Origin of the sequence: Pseudomonas sp. NS1(2017), from assembly GCF_002269425.1 — a bacterium.
Taxonomy (GTDB): Bacteria; Pseudomonadota; Gammaproteobacteria; order Pseudomonadales; family Pseudomonadaceae; genus Aquipseudomonas; species Aquipseudomonas reactans.
Genome location: NZ_CP022960.1, coordinates 6,651,644 through 6,672,919 on the forward strand (window position 1 = coordinate 6,651,644; position 21,276 = coordinate 6,672,919).

17 protein-coding genes are annotated in these 21,276 nt (G+C 61.3%); 10 read left to right on the forward strand and 7 right to left on the reverse strand.

Translation table 11 applies throughout. From position 1 onward, the window contains the following. Positions 1 to 15: 15 nt before the first annotated feature. Positions 16 to 948 carry an iron-sulfur-binding ferredoxin reductase gene (locus tag CI807_RS30990; protein ID WP_095017457.1) on the reverse strand — a complete coding sequence of 311 codons (933 nt, stop codon included), beginning with the start codon at positions 946 to 948 and terminating at the stop codon, positions 16 to 18. 311 nt (positions 949 to 1,259) lie between these two features. Here CI807_RS30990 and CI807_RS31000 point away from each other — a divergent pair, with 311 nt between their 5' ends. The 5 genes from CI807_RS31000 (at position 1,260) to CI807_RS31020 (ending at position 8,417) form a co-directional block, all read left to right on the forward strand. Continuing rightward, on the forward strand, positions 1,260 to 2,783 hold the full coding sequence (locus CI807_RS31000) for a fumarate hydratase (protein WP_016971118.1): 1,524 nt from the start codon (positions 1,260 to 1,262) through the stop codon (positions 2,781 to 2,783). 305 nt (positions 2,784 to 3,088) lie between these two features. After that, positions 3,089 to 4,855 (forward strand): ATP-binding protein, encoded by a 1,767-nt coding sequence (locus tag CI807_RS31005; protein WP_095017645.1) that lies wholly within the window; start codon positions 3,089 to 3,091, stop codon positions 4,853 to 4,855. Then, positions 4,849 to 6,183: a sigma-54 dependent transcriptional regulator gene (locus tag CI807_RS31010; RefSeq protein WP_095017458.1), complete on the forward strand. Its 1,335-nt coding sequence runs from the start codon at positions 4,849 to 4,851 to the stop codon at positions 6,181 to 6,183. The genes CI807_RS31005 and CI807_RS31010 overlap by 7 nt, the downstream gene beginning before the upstream one ends. Positions 6,184 to 6,349: 166 nt before the next feature. Further along, on the forward strand, positions 6,350 to 7,669 hold the full coding sequence (locus CI807_RS31015; protein ID WP_095017459.1) for an MFS transporter: 1,320 nt from the start codon (positions 6,350 to 6,352) through the stop codon (positions 7,667 to 7,669). Between the two features lie 127 nt (positions 7,670 to 7,796). Then, entirely contained in the window at positions 7,797 to 8,417 is a 621-nt protein-coding gene (locus tag CI807_RS31020) for a flavin reductase family protein (RefSeq protein WP_095017460.1), read from the forward strand. A 99-nt stretch (positions 8,418 to 8,516) separates the two neighbouring features. Here CI807_RS31020 and CI807_RS31025 read toward each other — a convergent pair whose 3' ends face one another. Together CI807_RS31025 and CI807_RS31030 are read right to left on the reverse strand one after the other, a co-directional pair. Next, positions 8,517 to 8,762, reverse strand: a complete 246-nt coding sequence (locus CI807_RS31025; protein WP_095017461.1) for a hypothetical protein — start codon at positions 8,760 to 8,762, stop codon at positions 8,517 to 8,519. 42 nt (positions 8,763 to 8,804) lie between these two features. Then, positions 8,805 to 9,146 carry an antibiotic biosynthesis monooxygenase family protein gene (locus CI807_RS31030; RefSeq protein WP_016975490.1) on the reverse strand — a complete coding sequence of 114 codons (342 nt, stop codon included), beginning with the start codon at positions 9,144 to 9,146 and terminating at the stop codon, positions 8,805 to 8,807. A gap of 328 nt (positions 9,147 to 9,474) precedes the next feature. On the opposite strand from CI807_RS31030, the gene CI807_RS31035 reads away from it, so the two are divergent. After that, positions 9,475 to 10,404 (forward strand): AraC family transcriptional regulator, encoded by a 930-nt coding sequence (locus tag CI807_RS31035; RefSeq protein WP_095017462.1) that lies wholly within the window; start codon positions 9,475 to 9,477, stop codon positions 10,402 to 10,404. On the opposite strand, the gene CI807_RS31040 is transcribed toward CI807_RS31035, so the two are convergent. The 4 genes from CI807_RS31040 to edd all read right to left on the reverse strand — a co-directional run bounded on the left by CI807_RS31040 (position 10,401) and on the right by edd (position 15,500). Continuing rightward, positions 10,401 to 11,828: an ATP-binding protein gene (locus CI807_RS31040; protein WP_177409651.1), complete on the reverse strand. Its 1,428-nt coding sequence runs from the start codon at positions 11,826 to 11,828 to the stop codon at positions 10,401 to 10,403. The genes CI807_RS31035 and CI807_RS31040 overlap by 4 nt on opposite strands. A gap of 31 nt (positions 11,829 to 11,859) precedes the next feature. After that, entirely contained in the window at positions 11,860 to 12,594 is a 735-nt protein-coding gene (locus CI807_RS31045) for a response regulator (RefSeq protein ID WP_058423302.1), read from the reverse strand. A gap of 123 nt (positions 12,595 to 12,717) precedes the next feature. Further along, complete coding sequence (locus CI807_RS31050) at positions 12,718 to 13,677, reverse strand: glucokinase (protein ID WP_095017464.1); 960 nt, start codon at positions 13,675 to 13,677, stop codon at positions 12,718 to 12,720. Beyond that, positions 13,674 to 15,500, reverse strand: a complete 1,827-nt coding sequence (edd, locus tag CI807_RS31055; RefSeq protein ID WP_028617778.1) for a phosphogluconate dehydratase — start codon at positions 15,498 to 15,500, stop codon at positions 13,674 to 13,676. The genes CI807_RS31050 and edd overlap by 4 nt, the downstream gene beginning before the upstream one ends. Positions 15,501 to 15,721: 221 nt before the next feature. On the opposite strand from edd, the gene gap reads away from it, so the two are divergent. The 4 genes from gap (at position 15,722) to CI807_RS31075 (ending at position 21,150) form a co-directional block, all read left to right on the forward strand. Then, complete coding sequence (gene gap / locus CI807_RS31060; RefSeq protein ID WP_016975496.1) at positions 15,722 to 16,723, forward strand: type I glyceraldehyde-3-phosphate dehydrogenase; 1,002 nt, start codon at positions 15,722 to 15,724, stop codon at positions 16,721 to 16,723. 185 nt (positions 16,724 to 16,908) lie between these two features. Further along, positions 16,909 to 17,427 carry an RNA polymerase sigma factor gene (locus CI807_RS31065; RefSeq protein ID WP_016975497.1) on the forward strand — a complete coding sequence of 173 codons (519 nt, stop codon included), beginning with the start codon at positions 16,909 to 16,911 and terminating at the stop codon, positions 17,425 to 17,427. 74 nt (positions 17,428 to 17,501) lie between these two features. Continuing rightward, entirely contained in the window at positions 17,502 to 18,470 is a 969-nt protein-coding gene (locus tag CI807_RS31070; RefSeq protein ID WP_095017465.1) for a FecR domain-containing protein, read from the forward strand. Positions 18,471 to 18,585: 115 nt separating this feature from the next. Next, positions 18,586 to 21,150, forward strand: a complete 2,565-nt coding sequence (locus tag CI807_RS31075; RefSeq protein WP_095017466.1) for a TonB-dependent receptor — start codon at positions 18,586 to 18,588, stop codon at positions 21,148 to 21,150. Positions 21,151 to 21,276: the final 126 nt, after the last annotated feature.

Genomic DNA, 21,276 nt, shown 5'->3' on the forward strand with positions numbered 1-21,276 from the left:
TGTAGAGTTCAGCGCTCAACCACGGGGCAGGAACACATCGGCCAGCAGTTGATTACGCGGCAGTCCTGCCAGGAACAGACGCTTGGAAAACGCCTCGACACTGGCCGGGTGCCCGCAGAGTAAAGCCAGAGTTTGCCGCGAAACAAGCCGCAGTTGCGCCAATGCCTGGGTCGCCTGCGCCGCCGTCCACAGCTCCACCGTCACGTTGGGATGCTGGGTAGCCAGCTGCGCCAGGGGTTCAGCCAGGTAATGCCCCTCAGCATCATGAGCCAGGTGAATCACGCGGATGTCGCCCTGATGATCCTGGCGCAAGGCCTCACGCAACACGCCCCAAAGAGGGCCAAGGCCGGTGCCGGACGCCAGCAGCCACAGCGGTCGGCTTTGCCAGTCAGGATCGTATTGCAGCGCGCCGCCGCGCAGTTCGCCCAGGCGCAAACGGTCGCCCGGCTGCAACTGGCGGGCAAGATCACTGAATTCGCCAGGCAGACGGCAATCGAGGTGAAACTCCAGGAACGGGTCATCCTGGGGCAAGCTCGCCAGGGAATAGGGCCGCGCCACTTGTCCCGCCCACAACACCAGATGCTGCCCAGCCCGGTAGCGCAGGCCACGCTCGGGTTGCAGGCGCAGGCGTAGCACACTCGGGCTCAACCAATCGATGCCCACCACCTGGGCTGACAACCCATCACGCGTAGGATCAAAGGTTTCGACGCGCAGGTCCCCGCTCACCTGGCACTGGCACGCCAAGCGCCAGCCCTCCTGGCGTTGCGCCGGGCTCAAGGCCTCGGGTTGCTTGTCCTCGACCTCCCCTTGGCATCGCACCAGGCACGCATGGCAACTGCCGGCGCGGCAACTGTAAGGCACGGGCACACCTGCCTGGTTCAAGGCATCCAGCAGGTTGCTGCCGGTCGTTACCGACCAATGGCGTTCGCCGACATACAGTTCAGGCATATAACTTTCACCTGTAGGAGCGAGCTTGCTCGCGAAGATCGCTAACGATAACGCGGGGTGCCTGACGAAACCCATCAAATTCAAGTTTTTCGCGAGCAAGCTCGCTCCTACAACCCAATCGAGCCAGGCATTCATGACCATAGTCGGGTGTATCGGCCACCGAGCCGGGTTATACTGCCGCGCCTTTTTAGCGTCGCGCCAACAATACTTGCTCTTCTTGGCGACGCGCCTTGGAAAGGTGGGCTCAGCCGACCGATGCACTTCACTGAGCCCACCTTTATTGAATGTTCCCTTATAGAGGAGCGCGACTCATGACCGTGATCAAGCAAGACGACCTGATTCAGAGCGTTGCCGACGCCCTGCAATTCATTTCCTACTACCACCCCGTGGATTTCATCCAGGCCATGCACGAAGCCTACCTGCGCGAAGAATCGCCAGCGGCCCGTGACTCCATCGCCCAGATCCTGATCAACTCGCGCATGTGCGCCACCGGCCATCGCCCGATCTGCCAGGACACCGGTATCGTTACCGTGTTCGTGCGCGTGGGCATGGACGTGCGTTGGGATGGCGCCACCATGGGCCTGGACGACATGATCAACGAAGGCGTGCGTCGCGCCTACAACCTGCCGGAAAACGTCCTGCGTGCATCCATCCTCGCCGACCCGGCGGGCGCACGTAAAAACACCAAGGACAACACCCCTGCAGTCATCCACTACTCCATCGTCCCGGGCAACACCGTGGAAGTGGACGTGGCGGCCAAGGGCGGCGGTTCCGAGAACAAGTCGAAAATGGCCATGCTCAACCCGTCCGACTCGATCGTTGACTGGGTATTGAAGACCGTTCCGACCATGGGCGCTGGCTGGTGCCCACCGGGCATGCTCGGCATCGGCATCGGCGGCACCGCCGAGAAAGCCGCGGTGATGGCCAAGGAAGTGTTGATGGAGTCCATCGACATCCACGAGCTGAAAAAGCGCGGCCCGCAGAACCGTATCGAAGAGATGCGCCTGGAGCTGTTCGAGAAGGTCAACCAACTGGGCATCGGCGCCCAGGGCCTGGGTGGCCTGACCACCGTGCTCGACGTGAAGATCATGGACTACCCGACCCACGCAGCGTCCCTGCCGGTGTGCATGATCCCCAACTGCGCCGCCACCCGTCACGCGCACTTCGTGCTCGACGGTTCGGGCCCGGCGTCGCTGGAAGCGCCACCGCTGGACGCCTACCCGGAAATCGTCTGGGAAGCTGGCCCATCGGCCCGTCGCGTCAACCTCGACACCCTGACCCCGGAAGAAGTGCAGAGCTGGCAGCCGGGCGAAACCGTGTTGCTCAACGGCAAGATGCTCACCGGTCGCGACGCCGCGCACAAGCGCATGGTCGAGATGCTGAACAAGGGCGAAACCCTGCCGGTGGACCTCAAGGGTCGCTTCATCTACTACGTCGGTCCGGTTGATCCAGTGCGCGAAGAAGTGGTTGGCCCGGCTGGCCCGACCACCGCGACGCGGATGGACAAGTTCACCCGTCAGATCCTCGAGCAAACCGGCCTGCTGGGCATGATCGGCAAATCCGAGCGCGGCCCGACTGCGATCGAAGCGATCAAGGACCACAAGGCTGTGTACCTGATGGCCGTGGGCGGCGCTGCTTACCTGGTGGCGCAAGCCATCAAGAAGTCCCGCGTTGTCGCGTTCGCCGAGCTGGGTATGGAAGCGATCTACGAGTTCGACGTGAAAGACATGCCGGTCACCGTTGCTGTCGACAGCAAAGGCGAATCCGTGCATATCACCGGTCCTGCCATCTGGCAGAAAAAGATCAGTGAAAGCCTGGCGGTAGAAGTGCAGTAAGCGCTTCTCTGCTGGGGTAAAGGCGACTGCGGCTCCACGGCCCGGTCGCCTTTTTTATGGCTGGTGATGGGCTGTGACGAGCGGGCTTTTTGTGGCGAGCGGGCTTGCCCCGCGTTGGGCCGCGTAGCGGCCCCATTCAGGATTACCGCGATACCGAATTGTAAGGTTTTAGGGCCGCTACGCAGCCCAACGCGGGGCAAGCCCGCTCGCCACAACAGCCCCGCCCGCCACAAAAGTCCCGCTCACCACAAAACCCGATGGCGCATGGTATGGTGCACTCCCTTACCGTGCCTGCCCATCACCGTATGATCGTGATCCCTCGCCCCCTGCGCCTGACCTTCTATTCCCTGCTGATCATCGCCGGCGCGCTGCTGGCCGCCGCCTTGGCCACGCGCCATGCCGAACGCCAGGCCTTGGTGGACGACGCCGCCCGCGCCAATCAGCAGCTTGCGCTGTACGCCAACTCCCTGCACACCCTGATCGAACGCTACCGCGCCCTGCCCGCCGTGCTGGCGTTGGACTCGGAAATGATCAATGCCTTGAAGGGCCCGCTGGATACCGCGACCCAGGATCTGCTCAACCGCAAACTGGAGCGCATCAATGGCGCGGCGCAGTCCTCCACCCTGGAATTGATGGACCGCACCGGCCTGGCCGTGGCCGCCAGCAACTGGAACCTGCCCAGCAGTTATGTAGGTCACAACTACGCGTTTCGCCCCTATTTCAGCCAGACCTTGAGCCAGGGCACCGGGCGCTTCTACGCGGTGGGCGTGACCACCGGCATACCCGGTTACTTCCTTTCCAGCGCGGTGGTCGATGAACACGAGCAGTTCCTCGGCGCGATGGTGGTCAAGCTGGAGTTCCCCGAACTTGAACGTGAGTGGGCCCAAGGCAATGACCTGCTGCTGGTCAGTGATGCACGCGGCATCGTGTTCATCGCCAACCAACCCGGCTGGCGTTATCGCAACCTGCGGCCGTTGACGGCCAGCGACCTTGCCGAACTCAAGGCCACCCGCCAATACGACAAAAAACACCTGCAAGCGCTGGAAACCAGCACCCTGCAACGCTTCGACGAAAACAGCCACCTGATGCGCGTCAACGGCCCGGATGGCAGTGCCAACTACATCTGGGAATCCCTGCCGCTGAAGGCCGAAGGTTGGACCTTGCACCTGCTGCGCAAACCGCAGTTCGCGTTTGAAGATCAACGTAACGCTGGCCTGGCTGCCGCCGGCTCCTGGCTGGCGCTGGTGTTCCTGGTGCTGTTCCTGACCCAGCGCTGGCGCTTGGCCCGCTTGCGTCAGCGCAGTCGCGAAGAGCTTGAACAACTGGTGGAAGAACGCACCCAGGCGCTGCGCACCGCACAGGATGGCTTGGTGCAATCGGCCAAGCTCGCGGCGCTGGGACAGATGTCCGCCGCCCTCGCCCACGAAATCAATCAGCCACTCACCGCCCAACGCATGCAATTGGCCACATTGCGCCTGCTGCTGGATCACGGTCGTGTCAACGACGCCTACCAGGCCCTCACTCCACTGGACGACATGCTCACGCGCATGGCCGCCCTCACCGGCCACCTCAAGACCTTCGCGCGCAAAAGCCCCAGTGGTTTGCGTGAACGCCTGGACCTGGCCACCGTGGTCGACCAGTCGCTGCACTTGCTCGATGCGCGCCTGCGCGATGAATCCATCGGCGTGGTGCTCGACCTGACCCGCCCCGCCTGGGTGCGCGGCGATGCGATCCGCCTGGAACAGGTGCTGATCAACTTGCTGCGCAACGCCCTCGATGCCATGGCCGACAAGCCGCGCAAACGCCTGGAAATCCGCCTGCATGCCGACCAACAGCTGTGGCAACTGACCGTCAGCGACAGCGGCGGCGGGATTGCCGACGAGCACCTGAACAGTGTGTTCGACCCGTTCTTCACCACCAAGCCTGTGGGCGATGGCCTCGGCTTGGGGCTGGCGGTGTCCTACGCTATCGTGCACGAATTGGGTGGGCGCCTGATCGCGAGCAATCGCGGCGACGGCGCGGTATTTACCCTGACCCTGCCTATCGCGCTGGAGACGCCCGACCTATGTTGAACGCGGTGATTGTGGTCGATGACGAAGCCAGCATCCGCACGGCTGTCGAGCAGTGGCTGAGCCTCTCGGGGTTTGAGGTGCAATTGTTCAGCCGCGCCGAGGAATGCCTGGCGCAATTGCCCAAGGATTTCCCCGGCGTGATCCTCAGCGATGTGCGCATGCCCGGACTCAGCGGTCTCGAACTGCTGGCCGAAATACAGCGCCGCGATGCCGATTTACCGGTCATCCTGCTCACCGGCCACGGCGATGTGCCGATGGCGGTTGAGGCCATGCGCGACGGTGCCTACGACTTCCTCGAAAAACCCTTCAGCCCCGATGCCCTGCTCAACGGCCTGCGCCGTGCCCTGGACAAACGCGGGCTGATCCTGGAAAACCGTCGCCTGCATCAACAGGCCGATCATCGCGCACAGTTGGAATCCACCCTGCTCGGCGTGTCCCGGGGTTTGCAGACCTTGCGCCGCCAGGTGCTGGACCTGGCGAGCCTGCCGGTCAACGTGCTGATCCGTGGCGAGACCGGCAGCGGCAAGGAAATGGTCGCCCGTTGCCTGCATGATTTTGGCCCACGGTCGAAGAAACCCTTTGTCGCGCTCAATTGCGCCGCCATCCCCGAGCAGTTGTTTGAAGCCGAATTGTTCGGCCACGAAAGCGGCGCGTTTACCGGCGCTCAGGGCAAGCGCATCGGCAAACTGGAATATGCCCACGGTGGCACGCTGTTCCTCGATGAAATCGAAAGCATGCCGCTGGCCCAGCAGGTGAAACTGCTGCGCGTGTTGCAGGAACAGAAGCTTGAACGATTGGGCTCCAACCAAAGTATCCATGTGGACCTGCGCATCATCGCCGCGACCAAGCCGGACCTGCTGGAAGAGGCCCGCGCCGGACGCTTTCGCGAGGACCTGGCCTACCGCCTCAACGTCGCGCAACTGCGCCTGCCGCCTTTGCGTGAGCGCCGCGAAGATATCCCGCTGCTGTTCGACCACTTTGCGCAGAGTGCCGCCGAACGCCTGGGCCGCAGCGTTGAGCCCCTGAGCGGTGCGCAACTGGGGCGCTTGCTCAGCCACGACTGGCCGGGCAATGTGCGCGAACTGGCCAACGTCGCCGAACGCCAGGTACTCGGCCTTGGCGAGCCTGAACCGGAAGGCATCGAGGCTGGGCAATCCCTGGCCGCGCAGCAGGAGGCCTTCGAAGCCCACTGCCTGAAAGCCGCGTTGACCCGGCACAAGGGCGACATCAAGGCGGTGCTGGCCGAACTGCAACTACCACGGCGTACCTTCAACGAAAAGATGCAGCGCCACGGGTTGGTGCGGGACATGTTCCTGAAGGACGAATGAGCGGATTTCCGCTCACCACCTGAAAATCATCAGCGGCTTTCCGCTCAAAAAAAACCTGCAACGCCTCTATTCCGGGCCTTCATCCACCTGGCACAGCTCCTGCTATAGCTCGAGCCAGGCTGCGCACGCGCCGCTCCATAAAAACAACTAGATGAAGGATCCTTCAATGGATAACTCCAACGCCCTGCCTCTGGGGTCGGCGGCCGCGCCGACGAAAGAGCGCACTACCTCCAGCCGCATCAAATCGATTTTCAGTGGTTCCGTCGGCAATATGGTCGAGTGGTACGACTGGTACGTCTACGCCGCCTTCTCGTTGTACTTCGCCAAGACCTTCTTCCCGAAAGGCGACACCACCGCCCAACTGCTCAACACCGCCGCGATCTTCGCCGTGGGCTTCCTGATGCGTCCGATCGGTGGCTGGCTGATGGGCCTTTATGCCGACAAAGTCGGGCGTAAAAAAGCCCTGATGGCCTCGGTCTACCTGATGTGCTTCGGCTCGCTGCTGATTGCCCTGAGCCCGGGTTATGAAATCATCGGTATCGGTGCGCCGATCCTGTTGGTGTTTGCCCGTTTGCTGCAGGGGTTGTCAGTCGGCGGCGAATACGGCACCTCCGCCACTTACCTCAGCGAGATGGCCACCAAGGAACGCCGCGGTTTCTACTCCAGCTTCCAGTACGTGACCCTGATTTCCGGCCAGCTCATCGCGCTGGGCGTGCTGATCGTGCTGCAACAACTGCTGACCACCGAGCAACTGTATGCGTGGGGCTGGCGTATCCCGTTCGCCATCGGCGCGCTGTGTGCAGTCGTCGCGCTGTACCTGCGTCGTGGCATGGAAGAAACCGAGTCATTCACCAAGAAGGAAAAAGCCAAGGAAAGCGCGATGCGCACCTTGATGCGCCATCCCAAGGAACTGCTGACCGTGGTCGGCCTGACCATGGGCGGCACCCTGGCCTTCTACACCTACACCACCTATATGCAGAAATACCTGGTGAACACGGTCGGCATGAGCATTTCCGACTCCACCACCATCTCGGCGGCGACGCTGTTCCTGTTCATGTGCCTGCAACCCATCGTCGGCGGGCTGTCGGATAAAGTCGGGCGTCGCCCGATCCTGATCGCCTTCGGCATCCTTGGCACGCTGTTCACCGTGCCGATCCTTACCACCCTGCACACCATCCAGAGCTGGTGGGGCGCGTTCTTCCTGATCATGGCGGCGCTGATCATCGTCAGCGGCTACACCTCGATCAACGCCGTGGTGAAGGCTGAGCTGTTCCCTACTGAAATCCGCGCCCTGGGCGTAGGCCTGCCGTACGCCCTGACCGTATCGATCTTCGGCGGCACCGCTGAATACATCGCGCTGTGGTTCAAGAGCATCGGCATGGAAACCGGTTACTACTGGTATGTGACCGCGTGTATCGCGGTGTCTCTGGTGGTCTATGTGACCATGAAGGACACGCGCAAGCACTCGCGCATTACCACGGACTAACGTTTCACCTGCAATGCAAAAGGGGCTGTGTCGACAGATGACACAGCCCCTTTTTTTGTTTTGAAAACCACCAACTGTGCAGTGCACTATGACCGCCTCCCAGAACTGCGCACCAGGAACCCCGGCCATGTCCGACGATATCCATTTCTACGAACCCGCCAACGGCCACGGCCTGCCCCATGACCCGTTCAATGCCATCGTCGGTCCACGGCCGATCGGCTGGATTTCGTCCCACGACAGCGAAGGCCGCCTGAACCTGGCGCCCTACAGCTTCTTCAACGCGTTCAACTACATTCCGCCGATCATCGGGTTTTCCAGTGTCGGGCGCAAAGACAGCCTGAACAACATCGAACAGACTGGCGAGTTTGTGTGGAACCTGGCGACCCGCTCGCTGGCCGAGCAGATGAACCAGAGTTGCGCCCCAGTTTCACCCGAGGTGAATGAGTTCGAATTGTCCGGCCTGACGCCGGTGGCTTCGAAAATCGTGGGCGTGCCACGGGTGGGCGAGAGCCCGGTGTCGTTCGAGTGCAAGGTGACGCAAATCATCCAGCTTCAGCGCGCCGACAAGGCATTGGTACCTAGCTGGCTGGTGCTGGGCGAGGTGGTCGCGGTGCACATTGCCAAGTGGTTGCTCAAGGACGGCATCTACGACACCGCCGCCGCCGAGCCGATACTGCGCGGTGGCGGCCCGGCGGATTACTTCCAGTTGGGCCCCGAGGCCCTGTTCAAGATGCATCGACCGAAATAAACCCTGTAGGAGCGAGCTTGCTCGCGAAGGGCGTCAACAATAACGCGGGCTATCAGGCAATACGCGGTTCGCTTGGATTTTTCGCGAGCAAGCTCGCTCCTACAGGACGGCGGGTGCCCAGTTCAGCACGCCTTCTTCGTCGACATCGACCAATCGCTCAAGCTGCAGGGTGGCCGCATCGTCGGCGTCGGAGGCGGTGATGAACGTTTGTCCATCAAGGATCTTATGAAACCGGGGTGCGCTCATGCCATCCAGTGCCTTGACGGCGACGGCGGCGCTGTAGCCACCCTCCCCCGGTACTACGGCGGAAACGGCTTCGTGGTGGGCAAATTGTTTACGTGCCATGTTGCAGGTCCTGGCCAATGGAAAGTCGGCCATTCTAGACCTTCAGCCGGCGAGTTGCAGGTACTCACCGTAGGCGTGTGCAGCGGATGCGTCAGTAAAGGTCTGGAAGTCCATGCTGCGGACCACCATGTCGTTCAACAGCTCGGTAAAGATCATCAGGGCCGGGGAGTTGAAGTAGGCGCTCATCGCCTGCTCGCTGCTCCAGAAGCCCGAGACCAGCCATACATCGGGATCGACCTGGGAGTGCTGCAACGAGAATTGCAGGCAACCCTGAGCCTGACGGCCCGGTTCGATCAAACTGCTCAAGCGTGCACCGAGTTCGGTGCTGCACCCGGTGCGGGCGCGGATAAAGGCCATATGGCTCGCGGGAATGGGGGTGGACATGTTCGACTCTCCCGTTGAGAAGTGATGCTCGGCAAGCACTGTGAGGGCGTGTTGCCACAGGATCAAAGATAACGGCGCGAATGCGAACGCGGTTAGTCAATTCCTGTCGGCTTATTGCACAATCCTGCGAGAAGCGTAGAGAGGACGTCTGGCGCCGCCGTTTTATTCCAGGGGGCAACGCCTTGTTTCAGGGAGATGACAGGCCCCGCGATTGCCTGATTCACGATGCGTCGCAGGATCAGGCAAGGATTGTGCAGAATCGACGTAACACTTTTTGAAAAGCCGCCGCTAAGCTGAGCCCATCGAAGTAGCCAGTAGAGGACGCTCCATGTCGTCGCCCGAACATAAAGCCATCCCCCTCGATGCCGAGATGGAAAAACAGCGCGCCGAACTGGCCAGCATCGTGCACCGGCATACCTGGGAGGACGGCTCCTACGGCACCGCCATCACGACCCTGTACCTGAACCGCCACAACACGCCGCGTGACTTCATGCCGGTACTGGTGGAGCCCGCCCTGTGCATCCTGGCCAGCGGCAGCAAGGAAGTGCGCCTGGCTGACGAGATCTTTGCCTACGACCCACTCAATTACCTAGTGTTCTCGGTGGCGATGCCGGTGGCCGGGCGGATCATCGAGGCCACCCCGGAAGACCCGAACCTGTCGGTGCGCATCAATATCGATCCGGCACAACTGACGGCCTTGATCGCAGAAGCAGGCCCGATGGGCGTGCCGTCGCGTCCGACCTCCCGTGGCATGTACGTCGACCGCATCGACGGCCAACTGCTCGACGCCGTGCTGCGCCTGGCGCGCCTGCTGGACTCGCCCAAAGACATCGCCATGCTGGCGCCGCTGATCAACCGCGAAATTCTTTATCGCCTGCTGCGGGGTCCACAGGGTTATCGCCTGTATGAAATCGCCGTGGCCAACAGTCAGAGCCATCGGGTCAGCCAGGCGATCAAATGGTTGAACGGCAACTACGAGCAACCGCTGCGCATCGACGACCTGGCCAAGGAAGTGAACCTAAGCGTCTCGACCTTGCACCACCGCTTCAAGGCGATCACCGCCATGAGCCCGTTGCAGTACCAGAAGCAACTGCGCTTGCAGGAAGCGCGGCGGTTGATGATCGCCGAAGGGTTGGAAGCGTCGGCGGCCGGGTATCGCGTGGGGTATGAAAGCCCGTCGCAGTTCAGCCGCGAATACAGCCGGTTGTTTGGGGCGCCACCCCTCAGAGATTTGGCCCGGCTGCGCCAGAGTATTTAGTCGAGAGTGCGCGGCAGTTGCAGGGTCACCCGCAACCCACCCTCACGCAAATTTTGCAAACTCACTTCCCCGCCATGGCTATGGGCAATGTTGCGCGCAATCCCCAGCCCCAGCCCGTAGCCCTGTTGCTGCCCGGCCAAGCGGAAGTGCGGTTCGAAGACTTGCTCCAGGCGTTGCTCGGGCACACCGGGGCCTTCGTCATCCACATGCAGGATAAATTCCACGCCATCGTCTTCGATGTGCAGATGGGCGTTCTGCCCGTACTTCAATGCGTTGTCGATCAGGTTGCCGATGCAACGCTTGAGCGCCAGCGGCTTGCCCGGATACGTCGTCAACGCCCGCCCATGCTGGGTCACGCGCCCATTACCGTTCGGCGCCAGGTAAGGCTCCACCAGGCAGTCGAGCACATGGTTCAGGTCGACCGGTTCGATGTTTTCGTGGATGTCCGTATCTTTCACGCATTGCAGCGCGCCCTTCACCAACAATTCCAGCTCATCCAGGTCGCGGCCGAACTTGGTTTGCAGGTTCTCGTCTTCCAGCAATTCCACGCGCAGGCGCAGGCGGGTGATCGGTGTGCGCAAGTCGTGGGAAATCGCGCTGAACAACTGGCTGCGCTCGGTCAGGTAACGGCTGATGCGCTCGCGCATGGCATTGAACGCACGGCCCACTTCCACCACTTCGCTGCCGCCACCTTCGGCCACCGGCTCTACGTCGGCGCCCAGGGACATGTCCCTTGCCGCCCGCGCCAGGCGCTTGAGCGGCCGGCTCTGCCAGTGCACCAGCAAACCGATGAACAGCAGCAGGAAGCCGCTGGTCAGCACGATAAACCACACCTGCTGGGAAGGCAGGCCTTGCTCTTCAAGACTGGTGTAGGGCTCGGGCAATAGCGAGGCGATGTACAGCCATTCGCCGGGCGCGAGCTGGATTTGAGTGACCAGCACCGGCGGGTTTACCGGTTCCAGGGTCAACGCGTAGTGGGCCCATGAACGCGGCAATTCATCGAGTTTCAGGCCGGCATTGAAGATGCGCAGGTCTTCGGCGCTGACGAACTCCACCGAGATATGCACATCGGCGCCGAGGGTTTGTTTCAGCACTTCATCGACCGCTTCGAGCACCGCTTGTTTGCGCGGGGTCTGCGGCAGGATAGCCATGTCCAGCGGACGATCATTGAGGGTCACGACGAAACGCGTGCCGCCCATGCTGCGCAATTGATCGAGGACCAATGGGCGATAGGCCACTGGCAACGAACGGAAATAACTCACGCTGGCGGTCATCGAATGCGCCAGGCTGCGGGCGCTGGTGACCAGGCCTTCGAGCTGTGTGGCACGCAACTGCGAGACCCAGATCACGCTGGACAGCGCCTGGGCAAACAACACCGCCAGCAACGTCAGCAGCAGCATGCGCCCCAACAACGAACGTGGCACCGGGAAGCGGCGACGGCGCTCAGTCAGATGTTCAGTGGACATTGCCGGCAACCACGCTGGCTGCCAGTTGATAACCGCTGCCGCGCACAGTGCGGATCAGCCTCGGGGGTTTTTCGGTATCGCGCAAGCGTTGGCGCAAGCGGCTGACGGCCATGTCGACGATACGGTCCAGCGGCATCAGGTCACGGCCACGGGTAGCGTTGCCGATGGTGTCACGGTCGAGGATCTGTTGCGGATGATCGAGGAACAATTTGAGCAGGGCGAAATCGGCCCCGGAGAGGATCACTTCTTCGCCGTCTACATGAAATAGGCGGTGGCTGATCATATCCAGGCGCCATTCATCGAACACCAACACGTCGCCACCACTGCTGCGTTCCTGGCCAAACTGGCAGCGACGCAACAGGGCTTTGATGCGCGCCTGCAATTCGCGGGGGCTGAACGGCTTGCCGATGTAGTCGTCGGCGCCCAGCTCCAGGCCGATCACGCGGTCGGCCTCGTCGGAGCTGGCAGTGAGCATGATGATCGGCACCTGCGCCTGGCGCGGGTGCTGGCGGATCCAGCGGCAAAGGCTGAAGCCGTCTTCGTCCGGCAACATCACATCGAGGATGACCAGGTCGCACGGCGCCTCGTTCATCGCCTGGCGGAACCCCGCGCCATCCGGCACGCCACGCACCTGGAAACCGGCGCGACTGAGATAGGTCTGCAGCAATTCGCGGATTTCCTGGTCGTCGTCGACGAGGAGAATCGATTTACTGATTACGCTCACGGGGTCCTCCTTGTTGTTATGGCCAATCTGTAGGAGCGAGCGTGCTCGCGAAAATCCTGAAGCTGCTGCGTATCACCTGATGCGCTGCGTTATCGTTAACGTTCTTCGCGAGCAAGCTCGCTCCTACATGGCAAAGGCCTGTTCGAGCGCGACGCCAGCCCCGGTCAACCCGGAATACGGCGCGGTCACCAACCACACCGGAATACCCTTGAAGTAGTCGCTCATGCAGCCTTTGTCGGCGAAACTCTTGGCAAAGCCGCTGTTGATAAAGAAGTCGGCAAACCTCGGTATCACCCCGCCCACGATGTACACGCCACCGCGTCCCCCGGTGGTCAGCACATTGTTGCCGGCAACGCGGCCCAGCCAGATGCTGAACTGGTCCAATACTTCCATCGCCACCGGGTCGCCGGCCAGGCCTGCGGCCGTGATGGCCTCGGGGGTTTCCAGTACCGGCGTGTGGCCGTCGACCGCGCAAATAGCACGGTACAGACGCGGCAAGCCGCCACCGCTCAAGGCGGTTTCAGCGCTGACGTGGCCGATCTCAGTGTAGATGTGCTGCCACAGCTGGGTTTCACGCGGGCTGCTGAGGGGCAGGTCGACATGCCCGCCCTCCCCCGGCAACGCCGCAAAACGGCCAGCGCCGAGGTCCAGCAGTGTCCCGACACCCAAGCCAGTGCCAGGGCCAATCACCACCGCCGGGCGCAATGGCTCCGGCGTACCCTCGCAGACCACGCGGAATTCGTCGGGTTTGAGGCGGGTCATCCCCAAGGCCATGGCCGAGAAGTCATTGACCAGCAGCAATTCATCGACCTGCAACGTCTTGCAAAACGCAGTCTTGCTCAGGCGCCAGTGATTGTTGGTGAATTTAAATTCATCACCGCTCACCGGCCCGGCCACCGACAGGCACACCGCGCCGATGTCGCCGATTTGCAGGCCTTCCTCTTTGAGGTAAACCTTGATCGCGTCTTCAGGGCTGGAGTGATCCGCCGTGGCATGCACGCGGATCGAATGCAGTTCCTGATCGCGCCACAACGCAAAACGGGCGTTGGTGCCCCCGATATCACCGACCAGCGCAAGCTTCACTTAAGCGTCTCCAAGGCAGAGGTAAAGGCGCTGGCGCCCTGCTCTGCGGAGCTTGCGGCCAAGCGCATAAATGCAAACAGCTCGCGACCGGCCCCCACGTTATTGCCCAACAGGCCCGTGGCAGGCGCGCGCGCTGCAAATTCGTCGGCGTCCACCTTAAGCTCCAAGGTGCCCTTCACGCCATCCACGCGAATGATATCGCCATCGCGCACCCGCGCCAGTGGCCCGCCGCTCTGGGCTTCGGGGTTGACGTGAATCGCGGCGGGGATCTTACCCGACGCGCCGGACATACGCCCGTCTGTTACCAGTGCGACCTTGAAGCCACGGTCCTGCAACACGCCGAGGAACGGCGTCATCTTGTGCAATTCGGGCATGCCATTGGAGCGCGGGCCCTGGAAGCGCATGACGGCCACGAAGTCTTTTTCCAACTGACCGGCCTTGAACGCGTCGGCCAGGTCTTGCTGGTCCTGGAACACCACCGCTGGCGCTTCAACAATTTGATGTTCCGGCGCTACAGCAGACACCTTCATCACGCCACGACCGAGGTTGCCTTCCATCACACGCAAGCCACCTTCCGGCGAGAACGCACGGGCCACAGGACGCAGGATGCTTTCGTCGAGGCTTTCGATCGGGCCGTCGCGCCAGATCAGCTCGCCGTCGACCAGGAACGGTTCCTGGGTGTAGCGGCTCAGGCCTTTGCCAGCCACGGTGTTGACGTCCTCGTGAAGCAGGCCGGCTTCGAGCAGCTCGCGGATCAGGAACGACATGCCGCCCGCCGCCTGGAAGTGGTTGATGTCGGCCTTGCCGTTTGGATACACGTGGGACAGGGTCGGCACCACCTCGGAGAGGTCGGCCATGTCGTCCCAGGTGAGAATAATGCCCGCCGACATGGCGATTGCCGGCATGTGCAGGGTGTGGTTGGTCGAACCACCGGTGGCGTTGAGGGCGATGATGGAGTTGACGATGGATTTCTCGTCGACGATCTCGCCGATCGGCATGAAGCTGCCGTTGGCCTTGGTCAGGCGCGTGACCTGGTGCGCGGCTTCACGGGTCAGCGCATCGCGCAGCGGCGTGTACGGGTTGACGAACGAGGCACCCGGCAAGTGCAGGCCCATCACTTCCATCAGCAACTGGTTGGTGTTAGCGGTGCCGTAGAAGGTGCAGGTGCCGGGGCTGTGGTAGGACTTCATCTCCGATTCCAGCAGCTCTTCACGGGTGGCCTTGCCTTCGGCGTAGCGCTGGCGCACGTCGGCTTTCTGCTTGTTGGAGATACCCGATGGCATTGGCCCGCCAGGAACGAAGATCATCGGCAGGTGGCCGTAGCGCAGCGCGCCCATCATCAGGCCGGGGACGATCTTGTCGCAAATGCCCAGCATCAGCGCGGCATCGAACATGTTGTGGGACAGCGCTACCGCCGTGGACATGGCAATGACTTCACGGCTGAGCAGGCTCAGCTCCATGCCAGGCTCGCCCTGGGTCACGCCGTCGCACATCGCAGGGGTGCCGCCAGCGAACTGGCCGACCGAGCCGACTTCGCGCAGGGCCTTCTTGATCTGTTCAGGGAAATGTTCGTACGGCTGGTGCGCCGAGAGCATGTCGTTATATGACGAAACAATTGCCACGTTGGCGGCATTCATCATGCGCAGACTATTTTTATCTTCAGTGCCGCAACCGGCCACGCCGTGGGCGAAGTTGGCGCATTGCAGCTTGCCGCGCATCGGACCGTCGGTGGCTGCACCGCGAATGAGCGCAAGGTAAGCCTCGCGGGTGGCGCGGCTGCGGGCGATAAGCCGTTCGGTGACCTCAAGAACGCGGGGATGCATGTGTAGAACTCCAGGCTAACGGATGTGGCGACCTGAGTGTCTATGCTGATCAAACGCCCGCAACGCATGGGATGGCAGGGAGTCGTTTGGATCATCGGACCAGTTGATTCAGGTCACTCGTTGTAGATTGAACAAAATATTGCCACTAAAAAGGCTTGTTTTCTATTTTTATGCGAATAATCTTGTAATTCTTACAACAAATCGACGACAGGCACTTTCCAATGACTCTTCGTATCGCAATCAATGGTTTTGGCCGTATCGGCCGTAATGTCCTGCGCGCACTGTATACCCAAGGCTACCGCCAGGATTTGCAGATCGTCGCCATCAACGATCTGGGCGACAGTTCGATCAATGCCCACCTGCTCAAATACGACACCGTGCATGGCACTTTCGAAGCAGAGGTCGCCCACGATCAGGAAAGCCTGACCGTCAACGGTGACCGGATTGCCGTCAGTGCCATTCGCAACCCAGCCGACCTGCCGTGGGCTGCGCACAAGATCGACGTGGTGTTTGAATGCACCGGCCTGTTCACTGACCGGGACAAGGCGGCTGCCCATATTACCGCTGGCGCGCGCAAGGTGATCATTTCCGCACCGGCCAAGGGCGCGGACGCGACCGTGGTCTACGGCGTGAACCATGACATTCTGCGCCAATCCCACCAGATCATCTCCAACGCCTCGTGCACCACCAACTGCCTGGCGCCTGTGGCTCAGGTGCTGCACCGCGAGTTGGGCATCGAAAGTGGCCTGATGACCACGATCCACGCCTACACCAACGACCAGAACCTGACCGACGTCTACCACACCGACCCGTACCGCGCGCGTTCGGCCACCCAGAACATGATCCCGAGCAAGACCGGCGCCGCTGAAGCCGTCGGCCTGGTGCTGCCGGAACTGGCGGGCAAGCTGACCGGCATGGCGGTGCGTGTACCGGTGATCAACGTGTCGCTGGTGGACCTCACCGTGCAGTTGAAGAAAGAAGCCACTGCCGAACAGGTCAACGCGCTGCTCAAGGATGCCAGCCAGCATTCGAAGATTCTGGGTTACAACACCTTGCCGTTGGTTTCCAGCGACTTCAACCACAACCCGTTGTCGTCGATCTTCGATGCCAATCACACCAAAGTCAGCGGCAAGTTGCTGAAAGTGCTGGCTTGGTATGACAACGAGTGGGGCTTCTCCAACCGTATGCTGGATAACTGCCTGGCGCTCTGCAACGCCGAATAATCCCCGACCTCCTGTAGGAGCGAGCTTGCTCGCGAAAAAACGCAAAGACACCGCGTTAACCCAGGACGTCAGCGTTATCGTTGACGACCTTCGCGAGAAAGCTCGCTCCTACAGTTAAAAGTGCCACTTGCCATTTGCGTTGATGATAAGCATTATCATTAACTGCAAACCGGTCTGGTATCACTGTGAGCCAATCTCGCTTCAACCACGTCTTTCTCACCCAACGGGTGATTCTGCTTCGCACCTTGCAGCGGATGGTGAATAACCACAGCACCGCCGAGGACCTGTTGCAGGAAACCTACCTGCGCGTCACTCGGGCCCTGAGCGAGCGGCCGATCGATCACCTTGAACCTTTCGTGTATCAGACGGCGCGCAACCTGGCGCTGGATCACCTGCGTGCGCGCAGGATCCAGGCCCGCACGCTGCAGGAAGATGTTCCGCTGGATGTCCTGCAAAGCGTCGCTGCCCCCATCAGCACACCCGAAGATGCCACCCAGGCCGAGCAAATGCTTGAAGCCTTGAGCGTCAGCCTGGGCCAGTTGAGCGCCCGCCAACAGCAGATCTTCATCCTCAGTCGCCTGCATGGTTGCAGTTACCAGGAGATCGCCGATCAGTTGGAAGTGTCCTTGAGCACCGTGCAAAAGGAACTCAAATTGATTATGGCCATCTGCGTAGGTGTGGCCGAACGGCTGGATCGGCCTTAAGCTTCACCCGAAAGAAGCGTCGACCCAGGCTGTAGGAAAGTTGAATAGAACGTGGCGAAGACCCGAGGAACACCGTGACGGACCCGAATAAACTGCGCCCCCATGAGCTGGCTCATGAGGTGTTGCAAGACACGGCTATGGACCAAGCCCTCGACTGGCTGATCGCCTTGCAGTGCCCGCAACCCGGGCAGCAAGCCGAATTCGAAGCCTGGCTGGCCAGCGATCCCGCCCACATTCATGCCTTTGCCAAGGCCCAGGCCGCCTGGGGGGGCGCGCCGGTGCACAGTGCCGCCGTCGCACTGGCCGTACCGCGCAAGCCCAGCGCCTGGCGTCGGATCAAACCGCATTGGAAACCGCTGGCTACCGCCGCCGTGCTGCTGATCGGCCTGTTCAGCTTCAGCAACCTGCCGGTACGCCTGCAGGCCGACCACCTCACCGTGGTGGGCGAACGCCAGCGCCTGCAACTGGATGACGGCTCCAAGGTATTGCTGAACACCAACTCAGCGTTTTCCAGCAGCATCAAGGACCACCAGCGCATCGCCCGCCTGTACCAGGGCGAGGCGTTTTTCGAAATCGTGCCCAGCCACGGCCTACCCCTGGAAATCGACGCCGGCCCCGTACGCGCCAGCGTGCACGACACCGCCTTCGCCGTGCGTTACCTGAATGGCGAAGCCCAGGTGCAGGTGCAGCGCGGTGATGTGGACCTGAGCAACACCTTCGATGATGCCCGCGTGCGCCTGCGCGCCGGGGAAAGTATCCGCATCGGGCCCAAGGGTTTTGGCCAGCCGGCCAAGTTGGACGCCAACAAGGACTTGGCCTGGGTGCAAGGCCGGCTGATCTTCGAAAACTGCCCGATGAGCGAAGTGCTCGCCGAGCTGCGTCGCTATTACCCTGGTTGGATCGTCAACACCAATGACCAACTGGCCAGTGTCGCCGTTACCGGCAATTACCGCCTCGACCAGCCCCTGGACGTGGTGCGCTCCCTGGCCCACATCACCTCGGCCAAGCTGTCGGAATATCCAGCGCTGGTGATCTTGAACTAAATGAGAATTATTTTTACTCGATAGCTGCAGGTGGTACGTCTCGTCTTAGCCAATGCAACTGATTCCTATTTGTTTCAGTTCGCAACTATAAGATTCGTACCCCGGAGCGCTCTCGATGTCCTCTCGTTTCAACCGCCGGTCCTCTTCGCCCGTCCTGTCCTTGCTGACGGCCGCCATTCTGCTGGCCGGTGCGCCAGTAATGACCGCCACCGCCGCCGAACCTGCTGCACGCAACCACGGCAACTACAACTTCAGCATCGAGCAGCAGTCGCTGGTCTCGGCCCTCAACGCCTTTACCGCGGTGACCGGCTGGCAAGTCGGCCTGCCCGCAGAATTGGCCCAGGGTGTGTCGTCCCCTGGCGTGCGCGGCCCGTTGCCGCCGGAAAAAGCCCTGGACCGGCTGTTGGTGGGGACCAACCTGAGCTATCGAAAACTGGGCAATAACAACATCGTCCTGGAAAAACGCGCGGCAAGTGGCACCCTCAACCTGCAGCAGGTGACCATCAGCGCGACCCGCAATGAGCAGGACGTGAGCAGCGTGCCGAGCACCGTCAGCGTGCATGAACGCGAAGCGCTGGACCGCCAGAACGTGAATACCATCCGTGAACTGGTGCGTTATGAGCCCAACGTCTCGGTAGGCGGTGCCGGTGGCCGCTCGAGCAATTCGGGCTACAACATTCGTGGCATCGACGGCGACCGCATCCTCACCCAGGTGGATGGCGTGGAAGTGCCGGACAACTTCTTCAACGGTCCTTACGCCAAGACCCGTCGCAACTACGTCGACCCGGAAATCGTCAAGCGCGTCGAGATTCTGCGCGGCCCAGCCTCGGCCCTGTACGGCAGCAGCGCCATCGGCGGTGCGGTGAGTTACTTCACCCTCGACCCGGACGACATCATCAAACCCGGCCAAGACGTCGGCGCCCGCCTCAAGACCGGCTACAGCTCCGCCGATGAAAGCTGGCTGACCTCCGGCACCTTCGCCGGACGCGTGCAAGACTTCGACGGCTTGCTGCACCTGAGCCAGCGCAACGGCCATGAGATGGAATCCTATGATGGCAACAACGCCACGGGCCTGGCGCGTACCGGTGCCAACCCCGAGGATGCGCGCACAACCAATGTGCTGGCCAAACTGGGTTGGAATTATGGCGATGACAACCGACTTGGCCTGACTTACGAGAAGTTCAAGGACGATCGCGACGTCAACCTCAAAAATGCCGTGGGCGGCCCATTCACCGGCGGGCGTGGCTTCAACTTCTACCGGGCGCGGTCGGGCAACGACACCATCACCCGCGAGCGTTTCGGTATCGAAAACCGCTTTGCCCTGGACTCGCCGATTGCCGATCAGATCAAGACCAGCCTCAACTACCAGATCGCCAAGACCGACCAGACCACCGCCGAGATCTACCAGCCGTCGCGCCGTGTCTTGCGCACCCGCGAAACCCTTTACGAAGAAAAACAGTGGGTGTTCGACGCCCAGTTGGACAAGGCCTTCAGCCTGGGTGAAACCGATCACCAACTGACCTATGGCACCACCCTCAAGCAACAGAAAGTCACCGGCTCCCGTGAAGGCGCAGCCAGTTGCCTGGCTGTTGGTGGCGGTTGCACGGCCATCGGCGCGCCCAGTCCGATTGCCAGCGACAGTGTAAAGAAGGCCAGTGACTTCCCGGACCCGACCATCAACACCTACTCGTTGTTTGCACAGGACCAGATCACTTGGGACAAATGGACCTTCCTGCCCGCCGTGCGTTACGACTACACCCAACTCAAACCCAAGTTGACTGAAGAGTTCCTCAACACTGTCGACCCGACGCGGATCTACGCCCACAGTGACAAGGAAAAAACCTGGCACCGTGTGACGCCCAAATTCGGCCTGACCTACGCGCTGACCGATCACTACACCTGGTTTGGTCAATACGCTGAAGGCTTCCGCACACCGTCTGCCAAAGCCTTGTACGGCCGCTTTGAAAACCTGCAGCAGGGCTACACCGTCGAGCCCAACCCCGACCTCAAGCCGGAAAGCAGCAAGGGCTTGGAAACCGGGATTCGCGGCAATTTCGATTCCGGTTCGTTTGATATCGCCGTGTTCTACAACAAATACCGCGACTTCATCGACGAGGACGCCTCCGTCGCCGGCAGTACCTCACAGCAATTCGAAGCCAACAACATCAAGCACGCCACCATCAAGGGGATCGAAGCCAAAGGGCGCCTGAACCTCGATGCATTCGGCGCACCGCAAGGCCTGTACACCCAGGGTTCGGTTGGCTACACCTATGGCCGCAACGATGATAATGGCGAGGCGCTCAACAGCGTCAACCCGCTCAAGGGCGTATTCGGCTTGGGCTACGACCAGGACAACTACGGCGGCCTTTTGAGCTGGACCCTGGTGAAAAAGCAGAACCGCGTCGACAGCACCACTTTTCACGCGCCTGACGGCAGCACCACTGGCCCCTTCAAGACCCCAGGCTTTGGCATCGTCGACCTGACCGGTTTCTACAAAGTCACCAACGACGTAACCATCAATGGCGGCCTCTACAACCTCACCGACAAGAAGTACTGGAACTGGGACGACGTACGCAGCTACGACGGCGTCGGCGAAGCCGGCGTGACCTCCCCGGCCAACCTCGACCGACTGACCCAGCCGGGTCGCAACTTTGCGATCAACGTGATCTGGGACATTTGATCGCGACGTTTAATTGAAGCCCCCCACTCACTTCGTCGAAATTTCATCGACGAGGTGAGGATTTTTTACTGTGCCGCGTCTTCTTGTTCGTCTAGTTGATAACAGCTCTCTTTAGGGCCCCCAGGC